The sequence below is a fragment of the Janibacter zhaoxuefangae genome (assembly GCF_050271985.1).
Taxonomy (GTDB): Bacteria; Actinomycetota; Actinomycetes; order Actinomycetales; family Dermatophilaceae.
On the sequence record NZ_CP189849.1, the window covers coordinates 668,058 to 692,308 of the forward strand.

Annotated in this window: 24 protein-coding genes and 1 tRNA gene; 15 read left to right on the forward strand and 10 right to left on the reverse strand. The window is 72.0% G+C overall.

The genetic code is table 11. The annotated features are described in order from the left end of the window. Positions 1 to 10: 10 nt before the first annotated feature. On the reverse strand, positions 11 to 370 hold the full coding sequence (locus tag ACQBAS_RS03290; RefSeq protein WP_427384965.1) for a zinc ribbon domain-containing protein YjdM: 360 nt from the start codon (positions 368 to 370) through the stop codon (positions 11 to 13). A 128-nt stretch (positions 371 to 498) separates the two neighbouring features. On the opposite strand from ACQBAS_RS03290, the gene ACQBAS_RS03295 reads away from it, so the two are divergent. The 7 genes from ACQBAS_RS03295 to ACQBAS_RS03325 all read left to right on the forward strand — a co-directional run bounded on the left by ACQBAS_RS03295 (position 499) and on the right by ACQBAS_RS03325 (position 8,861). Then, positions 499 to 572: transfer RNA gene (locus ACQBAS_RS03295), tRNA-Met, on the forward strand. A gap of 186 nt (positions 573 to 758) precedes the next feature. Then, positions 759 to 1,424, forward strand: a complete 666-nt coding sequence (locus ACQBAS_RS03300) for an FMN-binding negative transcriptional regulator (RefSeq protein WP_427384966.1) — start codon at positions 759 to 761, stop codon at positions 1,422 to 1,424. A gap of 132 nt (positions 1,425 to 1,556) precedes the next feature. Continuing rightward, the gene (locus ACQBAS_RS03305; RefSeq protein ID WP_427384967.1) at positions 1,557 to 2,456 is read left to right on the forward strand and encodes an SGNH/GDSL hydrolase family protein; all 900 of its coding nucleotides are present in this window, start codon (positions 1,557 to 1,559) and stop codon (positions 2,454 to 2,456) included. A gap of 34 nt (positions 2,457 to 2,490) precedes the next feature. Next, a complete protein-coding gene (locus ACQBAS_RS03310; protein WP_427384968.1) occupies positions 2,491 to 4,629 on the forward strand; it encodes a hypothetical protein in 2,139 nt (712 codons plus the stop codon). Positions 4,630 to 4,851: 222 nt separating this feature from the next. Next, positions 4,852 to 6,195, forward strand: coding sequence for an NAD(P)/FAD-dependent oxidoreductase (locus ACQBAS_RS03315; protein ID WP_427385570.1), 1,344 nt, complete (start codon positions 4,852 to 4,854; stop codon positions 6,193 to 6,195). Between the two features lie 18 nt (positions 6,196 to 6,213). Next, positions 6,214 to 7,494: a M16 family metallopeptidase gene (locus tag ACQBAS_RS03320; RefSeq protein WP_427384969.1), complete on the forward strand. Its 1,281-nt coding sequence runs from the start codon at positions 6,214 to 6,216 to the stop codon at positions 7,492 to 7,494. Further along, a complete protein-coding gene (locus ACQBAS_RS03325) occupies positions 7,491 to 8,861 on the forward strand; it encodes a M16 family metallopeptidase (protein WP_427384970.1) in 1,371 nt (456 codons plus the stop codon). Before ACQBAS_RS03320 ends, ACQBAS_RS03325 begins: the two co-directional genes overlap by 4 nt. 36 nt (positions 8,862 to 8,897) lie before the next feature. On the opposite strand, the gene hisN is transcribed toward ACQBAS_RS03325, so the two are convergent. Genes hisN through ACQBAS_RS03345 form a run of 4 tightly spaced genes read right to left on the reverse strand, consistent with a single transcriptional unit; the run spans position 8,898 to position 12,660 of the window. Continuing rightward, positions 8,898 to 9,701: a histidinol-phosphatase gene (gene hisN, locus ACQBAS_RS03330; RefSeq protein WP_427384971.1), complete on the reverse strand. Its 804-nt coding sequence runs from the start codon at positions 9,699 to 9,701 to the stop codon at positions 8,898 to 8,900. A 57-nt stretch (positions 9,702 to 9,758) separates the two neighbouring features. Continuing rightward, positions 9,759 to 10,826 (reverse strand): ribosome small subunit-dependent GTPase A, encoded by a 1,068-nt coding sequence (rsgA, locus tag ACQBAS_RS03335; RefSeq protein ID WP_427384972.1) that lies wholly within the window; start codon positions 10,824 to 10,826, stop codon positions 9,759 to 9,761. Positions 10,827 to 10,829: 3 nt separating this feature from the next. Then, on the reverse strand, positions 10,830 to 12,137 hold the full coding sequence (aroA, locus tag ACQBAS_RS03340) for a 3-phosphoshikimate 1-carboxyvinyltransferase (protein WP_427384973.1): 1,308 nt from the start codon (positions 12,135 to 12,137) through the stop codon (positions 10,830 to 10,832). Further along, the gene (locus tag ACQBAS_RS03345) at positions 12,124 to 12,660 is read right to left on the reverse strand and encodes a DoxX family protein (RefSeq protein ID WP_427384974.1); all 537 of its coding nucleotides are present in this window, start codon (positions 12,658 to 12,660) and stop codon (positions 12,124 to 12,126) included. Before ACQBAS_RS03345 ends, aroA begins: the two co-directional genes overlap by 14 nt. 93 nt (positions 12,661 to 12,753) lie before the next feature. Between ACQBAS_RS03345 and ACQBAS_RS03350 the strand changes: the two genes are divergently transcribed. Beyond that, the gene (locus ACQBAS_RS03350) at positions 12,754 to 13,587 is read left to right on the forward strand and encodes an SOS response-associated peptidase (protein ID WP_427384975.1); all 834 of its coding nucleotides are present in this window, start codon (positions 12,754 to 12,756) and stop codon (positions 13,585 to 13,587) included. After that, a complete protein-coding gene (locus ACQBAS_RS03355) occupies positions 13,587 to 14,255 on the forward strand; it encodes an alpha/beta family hydrolase (protein ID WP_427384976.1) in 669 nt (222 codons plus the stop codon). The genes ACQBAS_RS03350 and ACQBAS_RS03355 overlap by 1 nt, the downstream gene beginning before the upstream one ends. Before the next feature lie 77 nt (positions 14,256 to 14,332). Here the strand turns inward: ACQBAS_RS03355 and ACQBAS_RS03360 are convergent, their stop codons facing one another. Continuing rightward, a complete protein-coding gene (locus tag ACQBAS_RS03360; protein ID WP_427384977.1) occupies positions 14,333 to 15,598 on the reverse strand; it encodes a PucR family transcriptional regulator in 1,266 nt (421 codons plus the stop codon). A 96-nt stretch (positions 15,599 to 15,694) separates the two neighbouring features. Here ACQBAS_RS03360 and ACQBAS_RS03365 point away from each other — a divergent pair, with 96 nt between their 5' ends. From ACQBAS_RS03365 to rsrA, 4 genes are all read left to right on the forward strand, one after another. After that, the gene (locus ACQBAS_RS03365) at positions 15,695 to 16,801 is read left to right on the forward strand and encodes a ferredoxin reductase (RefSeq protein ID WP_427384978.1); all 1,107 of its coding nucleotides are present in this window, start codon (positions 15,695 to 15,697) and stop codon (positions 16,799 to 16,801) included. Positions 16,802 to 16,853: 52 nt separating this feature from the next. Continuing rightward, positions 16,854 to 18,206, forward strand: coding sequence for a fatty acid desaturase family protein (locus ACQBAS_RS03370; RefSeq protein ID WP_427384979.1), 1,353 nt, complete (start codon positions 16,854 to 16,856; stop codon positions 18,204 to 18,206). Positions 18,207 to 18,354: 148 nt separating this feature from the next. Further along, positions 18,355 to 18,972: a sigma-70 family RNA polymerase sigma factor gene (locus ACQBAS_RS03375; RefSeq protein ID WP_427384980.1), complete on the forward strand. Its 618-nt coding sequence runs from the start codon at positions 18,355 to 18,357 to the stop codon at positions 18,970 to 18,972. Continuing rightward, positions 18,969 to 19,250 (forward strand): mycothiol system anti-sigma-R factor, encoded by a 282-nt coding sequence (gene rsrA, locus ACQBAS_RS03380; protein ID WP_427384981.1) that lies wholly within the window; start codon positions 18,969 to 18,971, stop codon positions 19,248 to 19,250. Before ACQBAS_RS03375 ends, rsrA begins: the two co-directional genes overlap by 4 nt. Positions 19,251 to 19,331: 81 nt before the next feature. Here the strand turns inward: rsrA and ACQBAS_RS03385 are convergent, their stop codons facing one another. Further along, positions 19,332 to 19,406, reverse strand: coding sequence for a 50S ribosomal protein bL37 (locus ACQBAS_RS03385; protein WP_369299113.1), 75 nt, complete (start codon positions 19,404 to 19,406; stop codon positions 19,332 to 19,334). 311 nt (positions 19,407 to 19,717) lie between these two features. Between ACQBAS_RS03385 and ACQBAS_RS03390 the strand changes: the two genes are divergently transcribed. After that, positions 19,718 to 21,184 (forward strand): HD-GYP domain-containing protein, encoded by a 1,467-nt coding sequence (locus tag ACQBAS_RS03390; RefSeq protein ID WP_427384982.1) that lies wholly within the window; start codon positions 19,718 to 19,720, stop codon positions 21,182 to 21,184. Continuing rightward, positions 21,181 to 22,590: an HD-GYP domain-containing protein gene (locus ACQBAS_RS03395; RefSeq protein ID WP_427384983.1), complete on the forward strand. Its 1,410-nt coding sequence runs from the start codon at positions 21,181 to 21,183 to the stop codon at positions 22,588 to 22,590. Before ACQBAS_RS03390 ends, ACQBAS_RS03395 begins: the two co-directional genes overlap by 4 nt. 27 nt (positions 22,591 to 22,617) lie before the next feature. Here ACQBAS_RS03395 and sodN read toward each other — a convergent pair whose 3' ends face one another. Genes sodN through ACQBAS_RS03410 form a run of 3 tightly spaced genes read right to left on the reverse strand, consistent with a single transcriptional unit; the run spans position 22,618 to position 24,065 of the window. Beyond that, the gene (sodN, locus tag ACQBAS_RS03400; RefSeq protein WP_427384984.1) at positions 22,618 to 23,019 is read right to left on the reverse strand and encodes a superoxide dismutase, Ni; all 402 of its coding nucleotides are present in this window, start codon (positions 23,017 to 23,019) and stop codon (positions 22,618 to 22,620) included. A 43-nt stretch (positions 23,020 to 23,062) separates the two neighbouring features. Next, on the reverse strand, positions 23,063 to 23,722 hold the full coding sequence (locus ACQBAS_RS03405) for a hypothetical protein (protein ID WP_427384985.1): 660 nt from the start codon (positions 23,720 to 23,722) through the stop codon (positions 23,063 to 23,065). After that, on the reverse strand, positions 23,715 to 24,065 hold the full coding sequence (locus tag ACQBAS_RS03410; protein ID WP_427384986.1) for a peptidase S24: 351 nt from the start codon (positions 24,063 to 24,065) through the stop codon (positions 23,715 to 23,717). Before ACQBAS_RS03410 ends, ACQBAS_RS03405 begins: the two co-directional genes overlap by 8 nt. Between the last annotated feature and the right edge of the window lie 186 nt (positions 24,066 to 24,251).

Below are 24,251 nucleotides of genomic sequence, written 5' to 3' on the forward strand. Positions count from 1 at the left end.
GGGAGGCCGGTCAGGCCTTTCGGACCACGCTCGACTTCAGCTGCATCTGACCGAATCCGTCGACCTTGCAGTCGATGTCGTGATCGTCGACGCCGTCGACGAGGCGGATGTTCTTGACCTTGGTGCCGGGCTTGATGGCCTGGGGGAACCCCTTCACCTTGAGGCTCTTGAGGACGGTGACGCTGTCGCCGTCGGCGAGTGGGGTCCCGTTCGCGTCGGTGACGACGCGGGGGCCGTCGGCCGGCGTGGAGGCGTCGGCGTCGGTGGCGGGGGACCACTCGTGCGCGCACTCGGGGCACACGAGGAGCGGGTCCATCTCGTAGGTGTATTCGGATCCGCACTGCGGGCAGGGAGGCAGGGTGTCACTCATGGGGTGATCGTAGGGTCGCCGATAGGTGGCTCGGGTGCCTCGCCGGGGGTCGGCACGGCCCCGGAACGCCTGCGCTGGTAGCGATTTGGTGTCCACGCGGAGTTCACGTATTGTTGGGGACATACCGACGCGGGGTGGAGCAGCTCGGTAGCTCGCCGGGCTCATAACCCGGAGGTCGCAGGTTCAAATCCTGCCCCCGCTACAAAGGGTCAGCAATGACCAAGAAGGCCCGATCCGGCTCCACGGTTCGGGCCTTCGTCGTGTCCCGATGGATAACTGTCGTGCGTCGTCCCGTGTCGACGTCGATCGGCCGCTGGGACGTCGAATAGTGTCCATGGCGGACGCAAACGAACGAGTCCGCGGCTGCGGGACGACGGCAAGGACCGAGATGTTCATCCAACCCTGGGACGCCACGATCGATGCCACGGAGTGGCGCGACTGGTTCGCGACCACCGACGCGTTCGGCGTGCTCGTCGTCAACAACCGCGACCCCGCGCAGGCACCGCTCGTGCTGCCGAGTCACGTCACGTTGGCCGACGGGGAGTTGCTCCTCCATCTGGCTCGGCCCAACCCCGTGTGGCCGCACCTCGAGGCCTCGTCCGAGGTCCGTTTCACGTTGACCGGCGACTACGCCTACATCCCGTCGTACTGGCGGGCCAGGGCCGGCGGGCCCGACGAGGACGGCGTGCCGACCAGCTACTACGCCTCGGTGCAGTTCGTCTGTCGTGCGCGCATCGTCGACGAGCCCGACGGCAAAGCCGAGATCCTGGCAGCGCAGTTGGCCGACATGCAGCCCGAAGGCGGCTACGCCGAGGTCGCCGTCGACCAAGCCCCCTACGGGCGGATGCTGCCGGGCATCCGCGGCATTCGACTGCAGATCCTGAGGGTGGAGGCCAAGTTCAAGTACGACGACCACAACCCCGTCGACCATCGCGAGCGCGTCAGCGACCGTCTCGACGAGCGTGGCCGTGGCCTGGACGCCGGCGCCGCCATGCAGCAGCGCCGACGCGTCGACGCGATCGGTGAGTGGAAGACCCACCGCGGTCGGGCCTGATCTGCCGCAATGCTGCTCGGGCAGCGGGGCAGGGGAACCCGTTCGCGATGAGGCCGGTCAGCGAGATCGTGCCGACGGCCAGCGTCGCCGCCGGACAACATCGTCAGCAACGGCCCCGCCGGGGCACGCGCTGTGCCACGTTCCAAGAACGTCCGCAGCGTCGCGGACCGTGACTTCTGGAGTGACACCATGCGTCGAGTCCTCGCCCTGATCCTGGCCACCGTCTTCGCCCTCGCCTTCGTGGCCCCGACCGCGGCCCAGGCCGGTCCGGGCCAGGGGGACGACAAGGCGACGCGCTGGTACCTCGCCCTCGGGGACTCGCTCGCCGCCGGGTACCAGCCCGGCATGGGCGACGATCGCACGGGCGGTTACGTCGGGGGAGTGCTCGAAACGCTGCAGGACACCGCGCCCAAGGCCAAGCTGCGCAACATCTCGTGCTCGGGTGCGACGACGACGTCCCTCATGGGTACGGACCGCTGCGACTACGCGGCCGGCAGCCAACTCGCCGAGGGCGTCGAGTTCCTCACGGCGCACCGCGGCAAGGTCGACCTCGTCACCATCGACATCGGCGCCAACGACGTCACCCCGTGCGCGAGCCCCGTCGTCGACGTCACCTGCGCCCTCACCGCCCTCGGCACGGTCGAGCGCAACCTCACCGAGACCCTCGCCCAGCTGCGCGCCGCCGCCGGCCCGGACACCCAGATCGTCGTCCTCAACTACTACAACCCCTTCCTCACGTCGTGGCTGACCGGCCCGGACGGCCAGCAGGTCGCAGGCCTGTCGAGCCTCCTCCAGACGTTCCTCAACGCCGCGGTCGCGCGCTCCGCAGCGACGGTCGGGGCCGACGTCGCTGACGTCGCCACCGCCTTCCACTCCACCGACACGACCCTCGTGTCCACGGCCTACGGGAGCATCCCGACGAACGTCGCGACGATCTGCGCCTGGACGTGGATGTGCACGAAGGCGGACATCCACGCCAACGACGCCGGCTACGCCATCCTCGCCGAGACGGTCGCCACCCACCTGGAGTAGAGCCGCCCGCGCCCGGAGGCCGTAGGTTGCCCCCGTGCACTCTCGGAGCTGGTCCCACGCGGCGATCGGCGTCGTCCTCGCCCTCGTGGCGCTCACCTGGATCCTCGGGAGCCAGACGGCGGGTTCGGGGGAGTTGCACCGCGCGCCCGCGCTCATCGTCGGCCCCGATGTCGTCACCGCCCCACTGGTGGAGCAGATCAACGCCCTCGAGGACGCCCACTTCGTCGCGGGTGCGGTCAGCGAGGCGCCCCGCGCCGAGGCTCCCCTGGAGGAGGGCGCGGTGGTGGGTGTGCTCGAGATGCGACTGTCCTCGACGCGTGACCGACTCCTACTCGCCGCCGACCATCGGCCCGCGCTGGCCGCAGCGGTCACGCAGGAGGTGGCCCGGATCGAGGCGAGCCACGGCCGCACGGCGGTCGTCGCCTCGGCGGAAGGCGCGGCGACGGGGGCCTCCTTCGCCCGACTCACCTTCGCGGCCTCCCTGGCCGGCTTTGCGTTGGTGTGTCTCGTGTCCCTCGTCTGGGGTCCCTTCGCGCGGTCCCGGTCGCGGCTGGTGGCCCGCCTCGCCGCACTCGCCGCCGTCGCCGCGACGATGGGCCTCCTGGCGTGGCTCCTCGTCCCCTCGGAGCCGTCCACCGAGCGGCTCGGGGTCGCCCTCGTCATCGCCGCGGCCGTCGTCGCCGCGGGTGCGACCACCTTCGTCTACGAGGCCTTCGGCGGCCTGCTCGGCCTGGGCGTCGGCGCCCTCCTGACCGTCATCGGGCCCCTACCCCTCCTGCTCGCAGGCGATCGCCTGCTGCTGGCGCAACCATGGTCCGCCGCGGTGCCGTGGACCATCGTCGGTGCCGCGGAGTCCCTGCTCTGGGCGGTGACCGGACCCGGCCGCACCGACCTCGTGCAGACCGTCCTCACCCTCGCCGGCTCGACCATCCTCGGCGCCGTGGTGCTCGTGGCGGGCCAGCGCATGGTCCGGCGGGTGGCCGTGCGAGAGGTCCCGGTCGACGCGTTGGCGCACTGGCGCCGGACGCTCGGGCGGGTCATTGTCGGGACGACCGTCCTCGCGGTCGGCGCCACGACCATCGCGGTCATCTGGTTCGACCGCGGCGTCCCGACGCCCCTCGTCAGCCTCGCGTCGACGACGAAGTGCGTCCCCTCCGGGCCGGTGACGACGGTCGCCGACCTCAACCGGATCAGCGACCTGCGCGGCGAGCCGGCCATGCAGGGCGGCGACGTCGGGGCGAGCGCGCCGCTGCAGGACGGGCGGAGCGTCTGGGTCTTCGGGGACACCCTGCGCGACAGCGGCGTCGCCGGCGGCCAGATGGTCCGCAACTCGATGCTGCTCGTCGAGTCGGGTTGCCTGCGCGTCGTGCTGCCCGAGCGTGGCGGCGCCCTCATCCCGGACCGCCGCGACGGGGTCGGCTACTGGCCGATGTCGGTGACCTCCGTGCGCCGCGCCGGCTTTGACCTCGTCGTCATCGCCGCGCAGCGGGTGCGGACGACGGACCGGTCGAGCACCTTCGGGTTCGAGGCGCTCGGTCCGTCGATCGCCCAGTTCGTCGTCCCTGCCGGGGGAGTGCCGCAGCTGCTGTCCGTGACGGACATCGGCCCGGACGACGCCGACGTGCGGCGGCCGATGTGGGGCGCGGCCGCGGCGAAGGTGGGCGGCTGGCTCTACCTCTACGGCACCTCCCGCGAGCCGGACGCCGGCCTCGGGACGGGCTTCGCGCTGCGGGTGGCGCGGGTCGCGCCCGACCACGTGGACCGGCCCGATCGGTGGCGCTACTGGACCGGCGCCGGCTGGAGTGCGCGCGCCGGCGCCGCGACCGAACTCATCGGCGCCGACGACGGCGTCTCCCAGACGCTGAGCGTCTTCACCCGCCGCGGCCGGTGGTACGCCTTCAGCAAGCGCGACGAGGTGCTCGGTCAGGACCTCGTCTTCTGGACCGCGGACTCGCCCGCTGGCCCCTTCGCACCACAACCGGCGGTGGGCGTCCTGCCGTCGGGGACGGCCGACGGCGAGTTGCGCTACATGCCGCTGGCCCACCCGGAGCTGCTGCCGGAGCCCGGGACGGTGGTCGTGTCCTACAGCCGCAACAACACCGACGCCGGCGTCGTCCTGCGCGACCCGTTGCGCTACCGCCCGAAGTTCATCCGGGTTCGGTTGCCGCAGTGAGCGGCCCGACGCCGACAATCCGTCGCTTCACGGAATGCCTGGCGCCTGCCCTATCGTTGAAGCAATTGACCACTCGTCATCGGAGACGGCCACCCATCCGGGGCGGCCGTCTCGTTGCGTCAGGAGCCCCACGTGACCGCTGAGCCCGCCCCCGCCACCCAGCCCGTTGAGGCATCGGCGGCGGCGACCGACGCCCCGACCGGAGACCGGCACCGCGTCGTCATCGTCGGGACCGGCTTCGGCGGCCTCTTCGGCGCGCAGGCCCTCAAGCGTGCGGACGTCGACGTCACGCTCATCGGGCAGACGACGCACCACCTCTTCCAGCCGCTGCTCTACCAGGTGGCGACGGGCATCCTCTCCGAGGGCGAGATCGCCCCGGCCACCCGCGAGATCCTCGCCCGCCAGGACAACGTGCGCACCATCCTCGGCGAGGTCACCCACATCGACCTCGACGCGCGCACCGTCACGAGCGAACTGCTCGGCCGCGAGATCGTCCACCCCTACGACAGCCTCATCGTCGCCGCCGGGGCCGGTCAGTCCTACTTCGGCAACGACCACTTCGCCGTGCACGCGCCGGGCATGAAGAGCATCGATGACGCCCTCGAGCTCCGCGGCCGCATCTTCGGGGCCTTCGAGCTCGCGGAGGTCTCCGACGACCCCGCCGAGGTCGAGCGACTGATGACCTTCGTCGTCGTCGGTGCAGGCCCGACCGGCGTCGAGATGGCCGGCCAGATCGCCGAGCTCGCGCACCGCACCCTCAAGCGCGACTTCCGCCGGATCGACACGCGCCGCGCGCGGATCATCCTGCTCGACGGCGCCGCCCAGGTGCTGCCCTCCTTCGGCGAGCGCCTCGGCGGCAAAGCGCGAGCCCGCCTCGAAAAGATGGGCGTCGAGATCCAGTTGGGGGCCCTCGTCACCGACCTCGACGCCACGGGCCTCGACGTGCGCGACAAGGACGGCGCCACGCGCCGGATCGAGGCCATGACGAAGGTGTGGGCGGCCGGTGTGCAGGCGTCCGCGCTGGGCAAGCAGCTCGCCGAGCAGTCCGGGGCCGGGCTCGACCGGGCCGGTCGCGTCGAGGTCCTCGACGACCTGACTCTCCCGGGTCACCCCGAGGTCTTCGTCGTCGGCGACATGATGTCGCTCAAGGGATTGCCGGGCGTCGCGCAAGTCGCCATCCAGGGCGCCCGCTACGCCGCCACGCAGATCAAGCGGCGACTGAACGGCGACGAGCTCAAGGGCCCCTTCGAGTACTTCGACAAGGGCTCGATGGCGACGATCTCGCGCTTCTCCGCCGTCGCGAGCGTCGGGAAGGTGCGGTTCAGCGGCTTCTTCGCGTGGGTGATGTGGCTGGCCGTGCACCTCGTCTACATCGTCGGGTTCAAGAGCCGCGTGACCGCACTGCTGCACTGGGCGGTCAGTTTCGTCGGGCGCGGTCGGGCCGAACGCGTCGTCACGCACCAGCAGACCTTCGCCCGCAACGCGATCGCCAAACTCGGCGTGAGCGACGCCTACCCCGAGCTGCCCCGGGTGACCCGCGACCAATCGGCGGACCTGTCGGAGTAGTCGTCTAGGGTCGGCTCCATGCCGCTCCAGTACGAGATCCACGACCGCGTCCTGCCCAACGGGCTGCGGGTCGTCGTCCAGCCCGACCCGCGCGTGCCGACCGTCACCGTCAACCTCTGGGTCGGCGTCGGCTCCCGGCACGAGTCCCCGGGTCGCACGGGCTTCGCGCACCTCTTCGAGCACCTCATGTTCCAGGGGTCGCGCCGCGTCGCCAGCGGCGAGCACTTCTCGGCGGTCATGGCCGAAGGGGGCCGGCTCAACGCGACGACGTGGTTCGACCGGACGAACTACTTCGAGACGCTGCCCTCGGGCGCGCTCGAGCTCGCGCTGTGGCTCGAGGCGGACCGGCACGGCCACCTTCTCGAGGCCGTGACCCAGGAGAACCTCGACAACCAGCGGGACGTCGTCAAGGAGGAGAAGCGCCAGCGGTACGACAACGTGCCCTACGGCCAGGCCCTCACGACGATCTACGCGACCGTCTTCCCCGAGGGCCACCCCTACCACCACCCGACGATCGGGTCGATGGACGACCTCGACGCGGCGAGCGTCGAGGACGTGCACGAGTTCTTCCGCCGGTGGTACCGCCCGCAGAACACCGTCCTCACGCTCGTCGGCGACGTCACCCCGGAGGACGCCTTCGCACTTGCCGAGAAGTACTTCGGCGGCCTGCCCGGCGGTGAGCGCTCGCCGCACGAGGTGACGCCGCAGCTGCCGCCCCTGGAGGAGCCGGTGCGCCGCGAGCTCCTCGAGGAGGTGCCCAACGATCGCCTCCACCTCGCCTTCCGACTGCCCGTCGACAACACGAGCGAGTACCACGCGGCGTCGATGGCCTTCGACTGCCTCGGCGGGCTGTCCATCTCGCGGCTGGAGCAGCGCCTCGTGCGCACGGAGCAGGTGGCCACGAGCGTGCGGGCCAACACGATGGGCTTCGTCGGCGGAGTGTCCCTGGGGCTCATCGTCGTCGACATCGCCGACGACGCGGACGCCGCGGCCGTCGAGGCCGAGGTGCTCGAGGAGCTCGAGCGCTTCGCCGCCGAGGGTCCGACCGACGTCGAGATGGAGGCGGTGCTCGCGCAGGCCGACCGCGCCTGGCTGCACGCCCTCGCCGCCCAGGACGAGCGCGCCGACCTCATCGGCCAGTTCACCTGCCTGCACGACGACCCGCAGTTCATCAACACCTTCCTCGACCGCATCGCCGCCATCACCCCGGAGCAGGTGCGCGCCGCCGCGGCGGCGTGGATCCGCCCCGAGCAGCGCGCCGTCGTCGCCTACCGAGTGGCCGAGGAGGCTGCGGCATGACCGACCACCCCGACACCTTCCCGACCCGCCCCGAGGTGACCCCGCCCGCGGACTTCGTCTTCCCGGAGCCGAGCCGGCACACCCTTGCCAACGGGATGACGGCGCTCGTCCACGACGTCCCCGGCCAGCTCGTCATCTCGGTGCGGACCGCCTTCGCCCTGTCTCTCGCGTGGGAGCCGCGCGATCGCGAGGGAGTGGCCTCGCTCATGGCGCGGCTGCTCGACGAGGGGACGCTCAAGCACAGCGCCGCCGAGTTCGCCGAGCTGCTCGAGCGCCGCGGCGTCGCCATCGGTGCAGGCATCTCCGACGCTGGCCTCGGGGTGGACATGGACGTGCCCGTCCACCACCTCGGCGACGCGCTCGATCTGCTCACCGAGGCGCTGTCCATCCCCGCCTTCGCGGAGGACGAGGTCCGCCGGATGAAGCGCACACGCCTGGCCGAGATCGCGCAGGAGCGGGCCTCGGCGCCGCACCGCGCAGCGAAGGAGCTCGCCGCGACCTACTACGACCCGGCCGAGAGGGCCTCGCGCCCGAGCGCCGGCACGCCGGACACGGTCGAGGTCATCACCCGGGAGGACATCGCCGCCTTCCACGCCGCGCACGTGCGCCCGTCGGGCGCCACCGTCGTCGTCGCCGGTGACGTCGGCCAGGTCGACATCGTGGCCCTGCTCGAGCGGACCCTCGGCACGTGGTCGCCGGAGGCGACCGAACCACGGCCCATGCCGGAGGAGGCGCAGCGCCGCGCGACCGACGCCGCGCGTGTCGTCCTCGTGGATCGCCCGGGCTCGGTCCAGAGTGAGATCTCGATCGCCGGCCCCGGCCCCGACCGCACGATCGAGGCGGGCTGGGCCCCCTTCCCGGTCCTCGGTTTCATCGTCGGCGGCTCGCCGAACGCCCGCATCGACGCCGTCCTGCGCGAGGAGAAGGGCTACACCTACGGCATCCGATCGGGGTTCCGTCCGCGTCGGCGCGGGGGGCTCTTCGTGACGAGCGGGTCGGTGCGTGCCGATGCCACGATCGAGTCCGTTCAGCTGCTCGTCGACATCCTCGCCGGCGGCCGCGACGGCTTCACCGAGGCCGAGCTCGTCGCGGGCGTCGACTTCATCTCGAAGACGGCACCGGCCCGCTTCGAGACCGCCGACGCCATCGCCGACGAGTCCGTGCAACTCGCCCTCGAAGGCCTGCCCGCGGACTTCACCACCGACAACCTCCGCCGCATCCGCGCGCTCGGGTCGGACGACCTGCAGCGGGCATGGGACGCCTACGTCACGGGGGAGTGGACCGTCATCGTCGTCGGCGACGCCGCGACCCTGCGCGAGGGGCTGGAGGGCCTGGGCATCGGCCCGGTCACCGTCGTCCCCAACTGAGCGGTGTCCCGGCGATGACCCCCGCGGCGACGTGGGTCAGCCGGCGACGTCGTGCCCGTCACGGGCGAGCCGCGCCAGCACCTCGTCGTGCAGCAGGCCGTTGGTCGCGACGGCGTTGCCGCCCCACGGACCGGGCCGCCCGTCGAGCGAGGTGAAGCGGCCGCCGGCCTCCGTCACGATCGTGACGAGCGCAGCCATGTCATAGACGGCGAGTTCGGGCTCGGCCGCGATGTCGACGGCACCCTCGGCGACGAGCATGTAGGACCAGAAGTCGCCGTAGGCGCGGTCACGCCACGTCGAGGAGATGAGGTCGAGGAACTGACGCCCGCGACCGGCCTCACGCCAGGAGTCGAGGCTGGAGTAGGAGATCGAGGCGTCGTCGAGCGAGGCGACCTTGGAGACCTCGATGCGGGTCGCCTTCGCGAGGCTCCGCCCGGTCCACGCGCCGGACCCCTTCGCGGCCCACCAGCGACGGTTGAGGGCGGGCGCCGACACGAGGCCCAGGACCGGCTCGTCGCCGTCGACGAGACCGATGAGGGTGGCCCAGACCGGGACGCCCCGGACGAAGTTGTGCGTGCCGTCGATGGGGTCGATGATCCAGCGTCGCTGGCCGCGACCGGTGGCCTCGAACTCCTCGCCCTCGACGGCGTCGCGCGGGCGCGTGCGCTTGAGCTGGTGGCGGATGAGCTCCTCGGCGTCCCGGTCGGCGTCGCTGACGAGGGTCAGGTCCGGCTTGCGCTCGACCTTCAGGTCGGCGGCCTTGAAGCGGTCCACCGTGAGCCGCTCGACGTTGTCCGCGAGGACGTGGGCGAGTCGGAGGTCGTCGTCGTAAGAGGTCACCGGGTCACGCTAGCGCGTGCCGCCCGCGGTGCCGGGGAGGGCTGGCGTCAGGGGTGGTCAGTCGTCGTCGCGGTGGCCGCCATGGCCGGTCGGAGCCGTCCGGGCCCGCAGCAGTCGGCGCAGCGACTCCAGGCGCGACAGCCCGGCGGTGCCGGCCTTGCCGGCCGCGACCCAGGCATCGAGGGCGCAGTCGTCCTCGTCGTGACTGCAGCCGCGGGGGCAGACCTCGGCCCCCGGCGCGAGATCGGGGAAGTGGGTGACGATGTGGTCCGGGTCCACGTGTCCCAGCCCGAAGGAACGCACCCCGGGGGTGTCGATGACCCAGCCGCCATCGCTCAGCGGCAACGCGACGGCCGACGTGGAGGTGTGCCGCCCACGGCCGGTGACGTCGTTGACGTGGCCTGTCGCCCGGTCGGCGCTGGGAACGAGGGCGTTGACGAGCGTCGACTTGCCCACGCCCGAGTGCCCGACGAGGACGGAGACCCGGCCGGTCAGCCGCGCCCGGACGTCCTCGAGCCCGTCGAAGGCGTCGTCCTCCTCGCCCTGGTTCGTCGTGACGACGTAGGGGACGTCGAGTGGGGCGTAGTTGGCGATGAACGCCGTCGGGTCGACGAGGTCGGCCTTGGTGAGGACCAGGAGCGGCTCGAGCCCGGCGTCGTAGGCGGCGACGAGGCAGCGGTCGATCATTCGCGGCCGCGGCTCCGGGTTGGCCAGGGCCGTGACGATGACGAGCTGGTCGGCGTTCGCGACGATCGGCCGCTCGACGGTGTCGGTGTCGTCGGCGCTGCGCCGCAGCATGGTCGCGCGCGGCTCGACCCGCACGATCCGGGCGAGGGTGTCGGGTCGCCCGCTGACGTCGCCGACGATCCCGACGCGGTCGCCGAGGATGATGGCCTTGCGCCCGAGCTCGCGGGCCCGCATGGCGATGACGGTGCGCTCGGGCAGGTCGTCCCCGCCGACTCCGGCGGCCACGAGACACGTCCAGCGGCCGCGGTCCACCGCGATGACGAACCCCTCGATGGCGTCGTCGTGACTCGGACGGTCCTTGGACCGGGGACGGGAGCCGCGACGACTCGGGCGGACCCGGATGTCGGACTCGTCGTAGTGGCGCCGGTTGGGTGGCACCCGTCAGTCCTCGGTGCCCGTCGAGGCGAGCATCCGATCCCACAGGGCGACGAACTCGGGCAGCGTCTTGGCCACGGTGTCGACGTCCTCGACGACGACGCCCTCGGCGGCCAACCCGACCACGGCCCCCGCCATGACCATCCGGTGGTCGGCGTAGGTGTGGAAGGTGCCGCCGTGCAGCGGCCGCGGTCGGATCTCGAGACCGTCCTCGCGCTCGACGACGTCGCCGCCGAGGGCATTGAGCTCCCGGGTCAGCGCCGCGAGGCGGTCGGTCTCGTGGGCGCGGATGTGGGCGACTCCGCGGATGATGCTCGGCCCCTCGGCGAGGGCGGCGAGAGCGGCGATGACCGGGGTCAGCTCGCTCGCGTCGTGCAGGTCGAGGTCGACGCCGTTGATGTGGCCGTCCGAGCGGACCGTCAGGCCGGAACGAGACAGCGAGACGTCGGCGCCCATGGCGTCGAGGATGTCGCGCAATTCGTCGCCCGCCTGGTTCGTGTGCTGCGGCCAACCCGGCACGACGACCTCGCCGCCCGTGACGAGCGCCGCGGCGAGGAAGGGGGCCGCGTTCGACAGGTCGGGCTCCACGGCCACGTCGAGGCCGCGCAGCTCGCCGGGCTCCACGCGCCAGGTGTTGGCCTCGTCGTCGTCGACGACCGCGCCCGCGTCGCGCAGGGTCTCGATCGTCATCGCCACGTGCGGCAGGCTCGGGATCGGCTTGCCGTCGTGGTGGATCGTCACACCGTCCCGGTAGCGGGTGCCGGCGAGCAGGAGGCCCGAGACGAACTGGGAGGACGCCGAGGCGTCGAGGGTGACCCTGCCACCGGGCATGCCCCCGACGGGACCGGTGACGGTGAAGGGGAGGGTGCCGCGGCCATCGTCGTCCACCTCGGCGCCGAGGGCGCGCAGACCGTCGAGGACCGGGCCGACGGGGCGGACGCGGGCCTGCTCGTCCCCATCGAAGCGGACCGGGCCGTCGCACAGGGCGGCCACGGCCGGCAGGAAGCGCATGACGGTCCCGGCGAGGCCGCAGTCCACGCTGACGCCGCCGCGCAGGGACGCGGGCGTGACGATCCAGTCGGGGGAGGCCTCACCGTGCGAGGTCGCGTCCTCGACGCCGGCGCCGAGTTGGCGCAGAGCCTCCGCCATGAGGAGGGTGTCGCGCGACCTCAGCGGAGCCCGCAGCCGGGACGTGCTCTCGGCGAGGGCCGCCAGGACGAGGTAGCGGTTGGTCAGGGACTTGCTCCCCGGCAGCAGGACCCGTGCGGACACGGGCCCCGCGGCTGCCGGGGCGTTCCAATCAGCTGAAGGCATGCTTGGCATGCGCAGCGGCCAGGCGGGCCTCGCGACGGGCTGCGCGGGCCGCGTGGCGGGCCTCACGTCGGGTCGTGGACACGGTGCGGTCGGCGCTGCGGCCGGCCAGCTTGGCGCGGTAGGCCAGACCGGGCTTGCCCTCGGTGTCGAGCGCGGCGAGGGTGAGGCCGCCGATGATCGCGACGTTCTTGAGGAACTGGGTGCGCTGCTTCTTCTTCTCGGCCGGGTCCGTCTGCGCCCAGAAGTCGTGGGTGGCGGTGGTCGGGATCATCGCACCCACGAGCACGGTCGACGCGAGGCGCGGGAGGTGACCGAGGGCGAGCAGGGAGCCGCCGGCCAGCATGGTGGCGGCGTTCGCGCGCACGAGCAGCTCGGTGTCCTGCGGGAGTCCGAGGGGACCGGCGAGGCGCTGCACGACGGGCTCGGCCATCGCCTTCTTGCTCTGCGGGTGCTTGAGCGAGTCAAGGCCGCCGGAGATGAAGATCCCGGCGAGGGCCAGTCGGGCGAGTCGTCGAATGAGCATGTACCTACTCCTTGGTGAGTCGGGTGCGTCCAACTCCTACCGTAGTTGCTCCCGGGAAGGCCGTGCAGTCGCGTCCCGCGTAGCCTGACCGACATGTGCGGTCGCTACGCAGCCAGTGCGAACCCCGACCTGCTCGTCGAGGAGTTCGAGGTCGAGCAGGACCGCACGGGCGAGCCGTCGCGCAGCATCCTCAAGAGCCCCCAGCAGCCACCGGCCGGCACCCCCGACTGGAACATGGCACCGAGCAAGCGCGCGCCGGTCGTCCTCACTCGCGGCAAGGACGAACCGCCGACGCGGCAGCTGCGCCTGCTCACCTGGGGTCTCGTCCCGAGCTGGGCCAAGGACATCTCCATGGGCATGCGGATGACCAACGCGCGCGCGGAGACCGTGGTGGCCAAGCCGGCCTTCGCGAAGGCGGTTGCCCGCCGCCGCTGCCTCGTGCCCGCCGACGGTTGGTACGAGTGGCAGGTCTCGCCGACGGCCACGGACGCGAAGGGGAAGCCGCGCAAGCAGCCGTTCCACATCCATCGCGCGGACGGTGATCGCCTGGCCATGGCCGGGCTGTACGAGTTCTGGCGGGACCCGGCGATCGCCGACGGTGAGGACCCCGACGCGTGGCTCGCGACCTTCACCATCGTCACGACGGCCGCCGAGCCGGGCCTGGACCGGATCCACGACCGGCAGCCCCTCGTCCTCGAGCGCGCCGACTGGTCGCGATGGCTCGACCCTGAACTGACGGACCTCGAGGAGGTGTCCGGGATGCTGGCGCTCGCGCAGCCGGGACGGTTCGAGGCGTACCCCATCGGGCGGGCCGTGGGCTCCTCGCGCAACAACGGGCCGCAGCTGCTGGAGCCCGCGCCGGTGTCGACCCTCCTCGGCGTGGTCGACCCGATGACGGGCGAGATCATCGACGGGGTGACCCTCTGATGGCGCGAATCACCGTGCGACAGAAGGAGATCGAGACTCCGACGGGCCTCGCGCGCGCGCACGTCGGTCGGCCGCAGCAGGCCCGGGGGACGCTCGTGCTCGGACACGGCGCGGGCGGCGGGATCGGCTCGAGCGACCTTCGACTCCTGGCGGAGGAGCTGCCCGGTGACGGCTGGGCCGTCGTGCTCGTCGAGATGCCGTGGCGCGTGGCCGGCAAGAAGGTCGCCCCGCCGCCGGCACGACTCGACGCCGGCTGGGTGCCGATCGTCGCGGCGCTGACGAGCGGGCGCGGGCGGCTGCCCGGTCCACTCGTCGTCGGTGGGCGCAGCGCGGGCGCGCGGGTCGCGTGCCGGACCGCGAGCCAGGTGGGCGCGGATGCGGTGCTGTGCCTCTCCTTCCCGCTCGTGCCACCGGGCAAGGACGCCAGCGCCACCCGCGCTCCCGAGTTGGCGACGCCGCTGCGCGCTGGCCTTCCGGTGCGCGTCGTCCAGGGGGAGCGCGACCCCTTCGGCACGCCCGACGACGTCCGCGCCGGGCTCGCCGCGGAGCTCGGCGTCCCGCTCGCGGACCTGCCCGACATCGTGTCCGCGGCGCCGGGGACGCACGCCTTCCCGACCCGGCCCACGCCGGTGCTCGAGGGCACGCGCCTGCTCCTCGCAGGGCTCTGAGCGGAGCAGGACGGCACCTCTGCGGCCACTCAGGGTGATGCCCGGCCGACGGCTCGGCGCGGCTGCCGGTCGATGGGTCAGCCGAGCGCGATGACGAGCGCGCGCACCCATGCGGGGTCGTTCAGGCGCTCGCCGTAGAGCTCGCGGATCTGCCCCATGCGGTAGCGGACGGTCTGCGCGTGCACGTGCAGGTCGGCGGCGACGTCGTCGCGTCGCCCGAGGTGCAGCAACCAGGAGCGAAGCGTCTCCTCGAGCCGGTCGCGGGCGCCGTCGCCGAGGTCGGCCATCGGCGCCAACACCCTGGCGCGAAGGTCGGCCAGCGACTCCGGGTCGGCCGCGACGACGAGGTCGGACAGGAGGTCCTGGGTGTCGACGGGCGCGCCGTCGTCGGGTCGCCGCAGACCGCGTGCGTCGCCGGGGTCCGCCATGAGGCGATGGGTCCGGACGGCGCGCTCCCACGAGCGATGGACGTCGAGCCACGGCAGCGCCGGGCCGACGATGGCGCGGCGGCCGCCGAGGACAGACAGCAGTTGGGGCCGAGCGGCGCCGCCGGCATCGGGGACGAGGAGCACGCCGAGGTCATCGTCGGCACGCAAACCGGGGAGATCCTCGGTCGCCGCCAGTGTCCGCCGGTCGAGCAGCCCGGCCACGGTGTGCAGCCGCGGACCCGGGAGGAGGACCGCCGTGAGGCTCTGTGGGCCGGTCCAGCCAATGCGGTCGGCCTCGGCGGTCAGCACCTCCGGCGTGCCGCCGTGGAGGAGGGCGCGGGTCAGCCGCTCGCGCTCCCGGCGCCGCTGGACCTCGGCCCCGGCGGACTCCGCCGCGTGGCCGGAGACGCTCGCCGCCGACAGTTCGTCGATGTAGGCGAAGACGAGTTCGGCGAAGTCGGCGAGCCGCGCCGGGGGACTGCCGAGCTCCAGTCCCTGGGCCGAGAGCTCGCGCCAGGACACGCGGGCGCCGACGCGGTAAGCGGCCTGGAGCGCGTCCATGCTGCGCCCGCTGCGGGCCTCGCCGCGACCGAGGTCGTGCGCCGCGTCGAGGGCGGGTGCGAGCGCCCCCACGGGGGCGCCACCGGGTCGCCTCGCCGCCAGATCGAGGAAGGTGCCGAGGGCCACCTGGACCGCTGACTCGATCTTGGCCCCGATCGGACCCTGCATGGCCCGGCTGTATTCGGGCACCTCGTCGATGATCGCCGCCACGCACAGGGCCCCGACGGTGGGCAGCCGGGCGCGCATGGCCTCCACCACCGGCGGCTCGAGGCCGAGGGTCACGCGCTCGAGCGCCGGCCCGCTCGGCGCGCGTCCGGCGGCGGGTCGGGTGCGTCGTTGATGGTCGTCGGTCACGAGAATGCCCATTCTTGTTCGCAGGGAACAACTCCGACCCCGAAGTTCACGTGGTCAGGACAACAAACTACTCCCTGCGGACGAGACGATGGATGCATGGCCTTGCATCTCGACTCCCCTCCGGCGCCCCGCGCCGCCAGCCGGGCGCGCGACCTTGTCGCCGGCCTCGTCCGCGCGGCGACCACGCCGCTCGTGCCGAGCGACTATCTCGACCTCATCGCTCCGCTCAGCAACCCGGCCGCCCTGCGCGGTCGCATCGTCGACATCACCCCGGAGACGGCGGACGCGGCCACGATCACGATTCGCCCCGGACGAGGCTGGGCGGGTCACGTGCCCGGGCAGTACATCCGGATCGGCATCGACGTCGACGGCGTCCGCCAGTGGCGGGCTTACTCCCTGACCTCTCCCGCCGACGCGCCGGGTGGCCTGATCACCATCACGGTCAAGGCCATGACCGACGGCGTCGTGAGCAACCACCTCGTGCGGCGCGCACGGCCGGGCACACTCGTGCACCTGGACCAGGCCACCGGCGACTTCACCCTGCCGTCCCCCCTGCCCGAGCGGATCCTCTTCCTCACCGCGGGCAGCGGCATCACCCCGGTCATGGGCATGCTGCGCCACCTCGACCGGTGGGCGGGCGCGACCGACATCACCCTCGTCCACTCCGCGCCCATGGCGGACGACGTCATCTTCGCCGGGGAGTTGCGGGAGCTCGCTGCGCGCCGGGTCATCACCCTGCACGAGCGGCACACCCGGAGCGCGGGCATCGTCGAGCCCGCGCACCTCGACGAACTCGTCCCGGACTGGCGCGACCGACAGACCTGGGCCTGCGGCCCGACCGCGATGCTCGACGCCCTCGAGGAACACCACGCCGCCGCGGGTCTCGCCGACGCGGTGCACACCGAGCGCTTCCGGCCCGTCGTCATCGCCCCCGGCGGGGGCGGCACCGTGACCTTCCTCGGCGCCGGCGTCGAGGTCGACGCCGACGGGTCCACCCCACTGCTCGACGCCGGCGAGGACGCCGGAGTCCTCATGCCCTCCGGCTGCCGGATGGGCATCTGTTACGGCTGCGTCGTCCCGCTGCGCCGGGGCGTCGTCCGCGACCTGCGAGACGGGTCGCTCACCGTCGCCGAGGACGGCGACAGCATCCCCGTCCAGACCTGCATCTCCGCCGTCGCCGGCGCCTGCGCGATCGACCTCTGACCGCGCACGACCCCGAAGCCTGCTGACCCCCTTCCACCACAAGGAGCCACTCATGACTGCCGTGGACACCACCTCGACCCTGAGCGCCGCGGACCTGGAGGCACTCGACCTCGAGGCCCTGAACGAGGCGCCCGTGCCGATCAAGCCCGGCCGCGACCAGCGCACGCCGCGCTCGCACTCCCGCCTGTCCGTCGTCGCCGACCCCACCCGCGCGCCGCGCGTCTCGCGCACCCCCGAAGGGGTCGAGGACCCCACCGCGCACCTCTCCGACGAGCAGGTCGAGGAGCTCGGCCGGGAGCTCGACGCGCTGCGGGACGAGGTCCTGCGCGAGCGCGGTGAGTCCGACGCCGCCTACATCCGCCGGGTCATCACCGTGCAGCGCAGCCTCGAGCTGGCCAGCCGCGGCGTACTTCTCTTCTCCGGGTTCCCCGCGGCATGGGTCATCGGCACGACCGGACTCTCGATCGCCAAGATCCTCGAGAACATGGAGATCGGCCACAACGTCATGCACGGTCAGTGGGACTGGATGCGTGACCCGAAGATCCACTCGACCCGGTGGGAGTGGGACAACGCCACCCCGTCGGACCTGTGGAAGCACTCGCACAACGAGTTGCACCACACGTGGACGAACGTCATCGGCAAGGACAACGACCTCGGCTACGGCATCATGCGCGTGGACGAGGCCCAGCGCTGGGTGCCGATGCACCTCGGTCAGCCGATCTGGAACGCCGCCAACATGCTGATCTTCGAATACGGCATCGCCTCCTACGACCTCGAGCTCGGCGCCTACCTCAAGGGGCGCAAGGACAAGGCCGTCTTCAAGCGGGACAGCGCGAAGGTGATCAACAAGATCCGCCGGCAGGCGACCCGCGACTACGTCGTGCACCCGTTGCTGTCCGGCCCGAACGTCCTGCCGACCCTGGCCGCCAACGTCACGGCCAACATCGTGCGCAACATCTGGACCCACTCGGTGATCATGTGCGGTCACTTCCCCGAGGGCGTCGCGACCTTCGCCAAGCGCTCCATCGACGGGGAGACCCGCGGCGAGTGGTACCTGCGCCAGATGCTCGGCTCCGCCAACATCTCCGGATCGCGCGCGATGCACATCATGACGGGCAACCTCAGCCACCAGATCGAGCACCACCTCTTCCCCGACCTCCCGAGCAACCGCTACATCCAGATCGCGCCGCGCGTGCGGGAGATCGCCGATCGCTACGGCCTCGCCTACACGAGCGGATCGCTGCCCCGCCAGGTGTTCTCCGCGTGGCGCACCGTCGTCCGACTGTCGCTGCCCAACGAGACCTCGCTGCGGCAGACCGTCGGGATCCTCGCGAAGGGCGGGATGAAGGGGCTCAAGCGCCGCGCCCGGGCGACGAGTCGCTCGGCCGCGCCGGCGAAGGGGTGACTGACGTCGGGAATGCGCACCGGCGGGGACGTGTTGACGCTCATCGAGTGCAACCCGCGGGCTCCGAGCCCGCTCGCCCGCCGGAAGGAAGCGCGTGCTGGTCCTCCACACATCCTCATCTGCAGCTCCGACACTAGGCTGGAGCGCGATGACCGACATGACCTCTGACTCCGCCGTCGACGTGGCCTCCGAGACCACGGACGAGCGGCGCGCGCGGTTCGAGCGGGAGGCGATGCCCCTGCTCGATCAGCTCTACTCCGCGGCCCTGCGCACCACCCGCAACCCGGCCGACGCGGAGGACCTCGTCCAGGAGACGTACGCGAAGGCCTACAACGCCTTCCACCAGTACAAGCCGGGGACGAACCTCAAAGCGTGGATGTACCGCATCCTCACCAACACCTACATCAACACGTACCGCAAGAAGCAGCGCGAGCCGCTGCAGTCCGACGCGGCCGAGGTCGAGGACTACCAGCTCGCCCGCGCCGAGTCCCACACGTCCAGGGGCCTGCGATCCGCCGAGGTCGAGGCGCTGGACCACATGCCCGACACCGAGGTGAAGCGGGCACTCCAGGCGCTCCCCGAGGACTTCCGGATGGCCGTCTACCTGGCCGACGTGGAGGGCTTCGCCTACAAGGAGATCGCCGAGATCATGGAGACTCCCATCGGCACGGTGATGTCGCGGCTCCACCGCGGACGTCGTCAGCTGAGGGAGATGCTCGCCGACTACGCCGCCGAGCGTGGCATGGCGAAGGAGGACACCAAGTGAGCGCGGAAGCCACCCCTCCCGACGTCCCCGCCGGCGCCGACTGTTCGGAGACCCTGCACCGGGTCTACGAGTACCTCGACGGCGAGATGGCGCTGGTCGACACGTTGAAGATCCAGCAGCACCTCGCTGACTGCGCGCCCTGCCTGGCGCAGTACGACCTCGATCAGGCACTGAAGGCGCTCGTCAAGCGCTCGTGCCAGTGCGAGGAGGCGCCGGTGGCGCTCCGCACGACGATCCTCCAGCGGATCACGACGGTGCGCATCGAGTACCTCGACTGAGATCGCCCGATGGGCGTACGACGAAGGGGGCGCCCCGACCGGATGGTCGGGGCGCCCCCTTCGTGCGCTGTGCGGGGCCGCTCAGGCGTTGGGCTTACGCCCGTGGTTCGCGCCCTTCTTCTTGCGGTCGCGACGCTTGCGAGCACGCTTGCTCATGGGGTTCTCCTTGACGTCGTCTCCCGGCGCGCGGGGCGCCGTCGATCCGCCCCATTCTGTCACAGCCCCGGAGTCCTCCGGTCCGGCCGTCCCGCGCTCTGAGTTGGGGGTGACCAAACGGGCTCGAAACTGGCATGATTCGAGCATCCAGTGTGCATCCCCCCGGCTGCGCGCCGGACGACCGTCCCCTTGCGAGAATTGAGCTGTCATGACGAACTTCCACCGTGGACCCGGCCTGCGACCGATCTGGGGCTGGGGCGTCGCCCCCCGCTGAACGGACACCATGAGGCCGCGCTCGATATCGTGGCCGCATGAACGACATTGACGCGCGCTCGCGACGGGCGCGCGTCAATGTCGTCGTGGGGGCGACCGTCCTCGGGACGGCCGCCCTCCTCGTCCTGGCGTGGGTGGTCGGGGGCCGCCCGGGCAACCCCGTCGCCCTGGCCATCCTCTGCGCCCTCGCCGCGACCAGCTGGTTCGTGCGCCAGCGTGCGGAGTCCGGGCGAGACCTCTCCTTCTCGTTGACGAGCGTCGTTCTCGTGGCGGCTGCGGCCCTCGTCGGCCCCGTGGGCGCCGGGATCGTCGGATTCGCCGCGACGATCGTGCCCAGCCGGCCCCGACAGCCCTTCGTCCAGTGGCTGTTCAACCTCGCGCTCTCCGGGGCACTCGGCCTCGTCGGCGGACTCGCCTTCCACTGGGTCCGGAGTGGCGAGCCCCTGGCACGCGATCTGGGTGCCGGCGAGCTCATCGTCGGCGTCGGTCTGGCCATCGCCCTCGTCGACGTCCTCCAGTGCCTCACCAACGTCGTGCTCGTGTCGGGTGTCCTCTGGGCGGCCACCGGCGTGCGCTTCCGCAATCAGATGCTGCGCATGCTGACGGCGACAGGTCCGGTGTACGTCGGTTACGGCGTCATCGGCTTCGTCTATGCCGTGCTGTGGGTGCCGGCCGGGGTCGGCGCCTTCGCCACCGTGCTCGTCATGCCCCCGCTGCTCGCCGCCCAGTGGGCCTACGCGCAGTACGGCGAGGAGCAGCAGGCGCATGAGCGCACGATGAACGCCCTCGTCTCGGCCGTGCAACTCAAGGACCCCGGGGCCACCGGTCACCTGCTGCGCGTCGCCTCCCTCAGCCGGATGGTGGCCGAGGCCAGCGGTATCGGCGCCAACCGCGTCGAGGCCGTGAGCATGGCCGGGATGCTGCACGACGTCGGCACGCTCACCGTCCCCAACGACGTCCTCCGCCAGGCCGACACGGTTGAGGGTGACGACCTCGACCTCGTCCTGCGTCACGGGGAGGCCGGTGCTCTCATGCTCGAAGGGATCGAGTTCCTTGAGGAGAGCCGTGCCGCCGTACGTCACCACCATGAGCGGTGGGACGGTCGCGGCTATCCCGACGGCCTCGCCGGTGAGGCCATCCCGGTGGGCGCCCGCATCGTGGCCCTCGCCGAGGCCTACGAGGTCCTGACGTCGGGTCACGAGGATCGTCCGGCGCTCTCGTCGCAGGCCGCGTTGGTGGCCCTTGCTGCCCGAGCCGGGACGGAGTTCGACCCGGCCCTGCTGCCGGCGCTCGCCTCCGCCGTGCGACTCGAGGGGTCAAGCCCGACGGGCACGCCGACCGAGCAGCCGGAGCACGCTCCCCGGGCGAAGGGCGGCGCCGGTCACGACGAGCCCGGCGTCTCCGAGCGCATAGCGGTCCGCCTCGACGCCCGGCGGGCGCGCACGGGGTCGCGGGCGGCGGCGCACACGCGAACGACGTCGCGACGATCGGGGCAGGGACGATGACCCCGCACTGGCCCGGTCCGCCGGTCAACCTCCGCCGCGTCGCCGTCGTCGCCGCCGGGGTGATCGCGCTGCTCGCCGCGGTGGTCTCGCTCGTCGTCGGCCCCAGCCAGGACTGGACGGCCAACGCGTGGTCGGTGGCCACCTTCGTCGTCGTCATGCTCATCGGCGGCCGCGTGCGGTTGCCCCTGCTCGACCGACAGGACGCCGCTCCGTTGGCGTCGATCGGGGCCCTCGCCTTCGGGATGGGTCACTGGGCGGCCGGTGGCCGCGAACTCTCCATCGCCGGGGTTCTCGTGGTCGTGGGGTTCTCCTTCGCCGTCATCGCGTTCCGCCGCGGTCCGGGCGATCTGAGGCACATCAGCGACACGGCCGCCCGATACCTCGCGATCTGTGCCGGGCTGGCGCTCTATCGCCTGCCGCTGCCGGGGGCGGGGTCCGTCTTCGACGCGGCCACGCAGGCGAGCGACAAGGCACCCATCGGGATGGCGATGCTCGGCGCCTCCCTGACCGTGCTCGTCGTCGAGACGGTGCTCGTCGCGACCTGCCGTGCCGCGGACGACGGCCACACCACGGCTGCGACCCTCCGCGAGGAGTTGTCCCAGGGCTTTGCGGCGCCACTCGGGCTGTCAACGACGGGGGCGCTCATCGCGCTGGCGGCGCCGGTCCTGGGCCTGGCCGCCCTGCCGTTCTTCATCGTCCCCGCACTGCTGACGCTCCTGGCCACCCGGCGTCACGACGCCATCCGTCGCACCTACCGGGAGACCATCGAGGCGCTCGCCGGTCTCACCGACATCGCCGGGTTCACTCGGCCGGGGCACGCCGTGCGGGTGGCCGAGCTGACCCGGGGGATCGGCCGCGAGCTGGGCCGGCCGCCCCAGGAGATCGTCCGCTACGAGTACGCGGCGCTCCTGCACGATCTGGGACAGGTGGCGCTCGTCGAGCCCATCCCCGGTGGAGCGACCCTCCTGGCGGCCCCGTTCGACCAGCGGGAGATCGCGGATGACGGGGCGCGCATCGTCCGCGACACCGGCGTCCTGAGTGACGTCGCCGACGCCATCGCCCGGCAGAACGTGCCCTACCGCCAGAGTCGGGAGCACGGCGAGGCGCTGCCCCTGTCCGCGCGGATCCTGAAGGTGGCCAACGCCTTCGACGACATCACCGAGGGAGCGGGCAGCCTCCCCGCCCAGGACCGGGCGATGGAGCGGATCCACCTCGGTCTCGGCTACGAGTACGACCCCGAGGTGGTCGAGGCCCTGGGCGCCGTCCTGCAACGCCGACGGCCGATGATGCTGCGCGCCGAGGCCGCCGCGGAGCGGGCGAGCACGCGCGAAGGGGCCCGACCGACTGGTCGGACCCCTTCACCGAAGGCCACCCCGAGGAACGAGGCCCCGGGGGAACGCGGCTGACGCGAGCCGTCGGCCCGCACCAGGCCGTCAGGCCTTCTTGGTCTCCTTGAAGATCGCGTCGATCTCGTCGATCTTGGCGAGCAGCTCGTCGGCCTTGGCGGCGTCGAACTCGCCCTTCGTGCCGGACGCGCCCGCGAGCTTCGTGGCCTCGTTGATGAGGGTGTGCAGCTGCGGGTACTTCTCGAAGTGCGGCGGCTTGAAGTAGTCGGTCCAGAGCACCCACAGGTGCTCCTTGACGAGCTGGCTGCGCTGCTCCTTGATGACCACGGCGCGCGTGCGGAAGTCGGGGTCGTCGTTGTCGGCCACCTTGGCGATGATCGCCTTGACGGACTCGGCCTCGATGCGGGCCTGTGCGGGGTCGTACACGCCGCACGGGAGGTCGCAGTGGGCGCTCACCGTCGGGATGTTGAAGAAGCGGGACATGCGCATGGTCGTTCCCTTCTGAAGTTGAGGGTGCTTTGCACTCATCAACCTATCGCGCGGTGCCGGAGGTGTCAGGGCCGGGCGGGTTGTCACGGGCGGGCTGACCGAGCAGGGGTATCAATCGGTCGATCGACCAGCCGATGCCGGCGGCGAGGATGAGGGTGCCGACGCCGACGGCCGCGCCGCACCACCAGCCGACGAGGACCCCGATCAGCTGGAAGATCGTGTAGCTCCAGCCGAACCGGAGGGGCGGGTCGAAGGCGAGCGCCGCGGCCTCGGCGGGGCCGGCACCGAGATCCGTCGCCAGATAGGCCGCCACCCCGACGCACAGCACCAGGTAGCCAGCCGCGAAGAGGCCGATCCGGGTGCCGAGATGGTCGATCGGCGGCAGGACACGCATCACGAGGCTCACCGTGAGCCCGACGAGCACGAGTTGGGCGACCGTGCCCGGACCGGGGCGTTGCCCCCGCCACCAGGCGATACCGACGAGCACGCCCGCGCTGAGCCAGCTGACGATGGCGAAGTCCCACCCGGAGGCCATGGACAGGCCACTCATCAAGGTCGAGTACCCGTCCGAGCCGAGCTCGGCCTGCAGGAGCAGGCAGACACCGAGCCCCAGCACGATGCAGCCGAGCGGCAGCTGGACCGCTCGACGCCACGCGGGCATGGTCGTCGGGCGAGTGCCGGTTCCGGCCGACGCGTCAGCCATCGGAGCGCCCGAGAGGACGGCGCGGTCGCCAACGGGGGAGTCGGGTCACGACGCGGGCGCGCACCGACCGGCGAGGCAGGCTCCCCAGCGTCCATGAGTCGACGCCGACGCCGAGGTTGTCGCCCTCGACCCACCAGCGGTCCGGGTCGGCAGGGTCGATCTCCACGGTGCGCTTCACCGCCAGCGGCCGGGGCTGGCCCGCGGCATCCGGGGGCAATTCGAGCAGAGCCATCGCCCCCGCCTTCGCCGGCGCTCCCCAGAGGACGAGCAGGAGATCACCCTCCAGGAGGGTGGGCTCCATCGAGCGGCCGCTGACGCGGACGAGGCCGGGGCGGGCGGTCACCGGCCCATCGTGCCACGCGAGGAGGATCACACCTGCCCTCCGGGTCATGGCCTTGGCGGGGGTCGTGTGTCATGGTTGCTGCGGGCGACCGCCCGAACTTCTTCCCTCATCGAGCACCACCCCGCTCGCGCAGGAACGCACCGCGCATCGGCGTGGTGCTCCCTCTCGTTCCAAGGTGGTATTCAT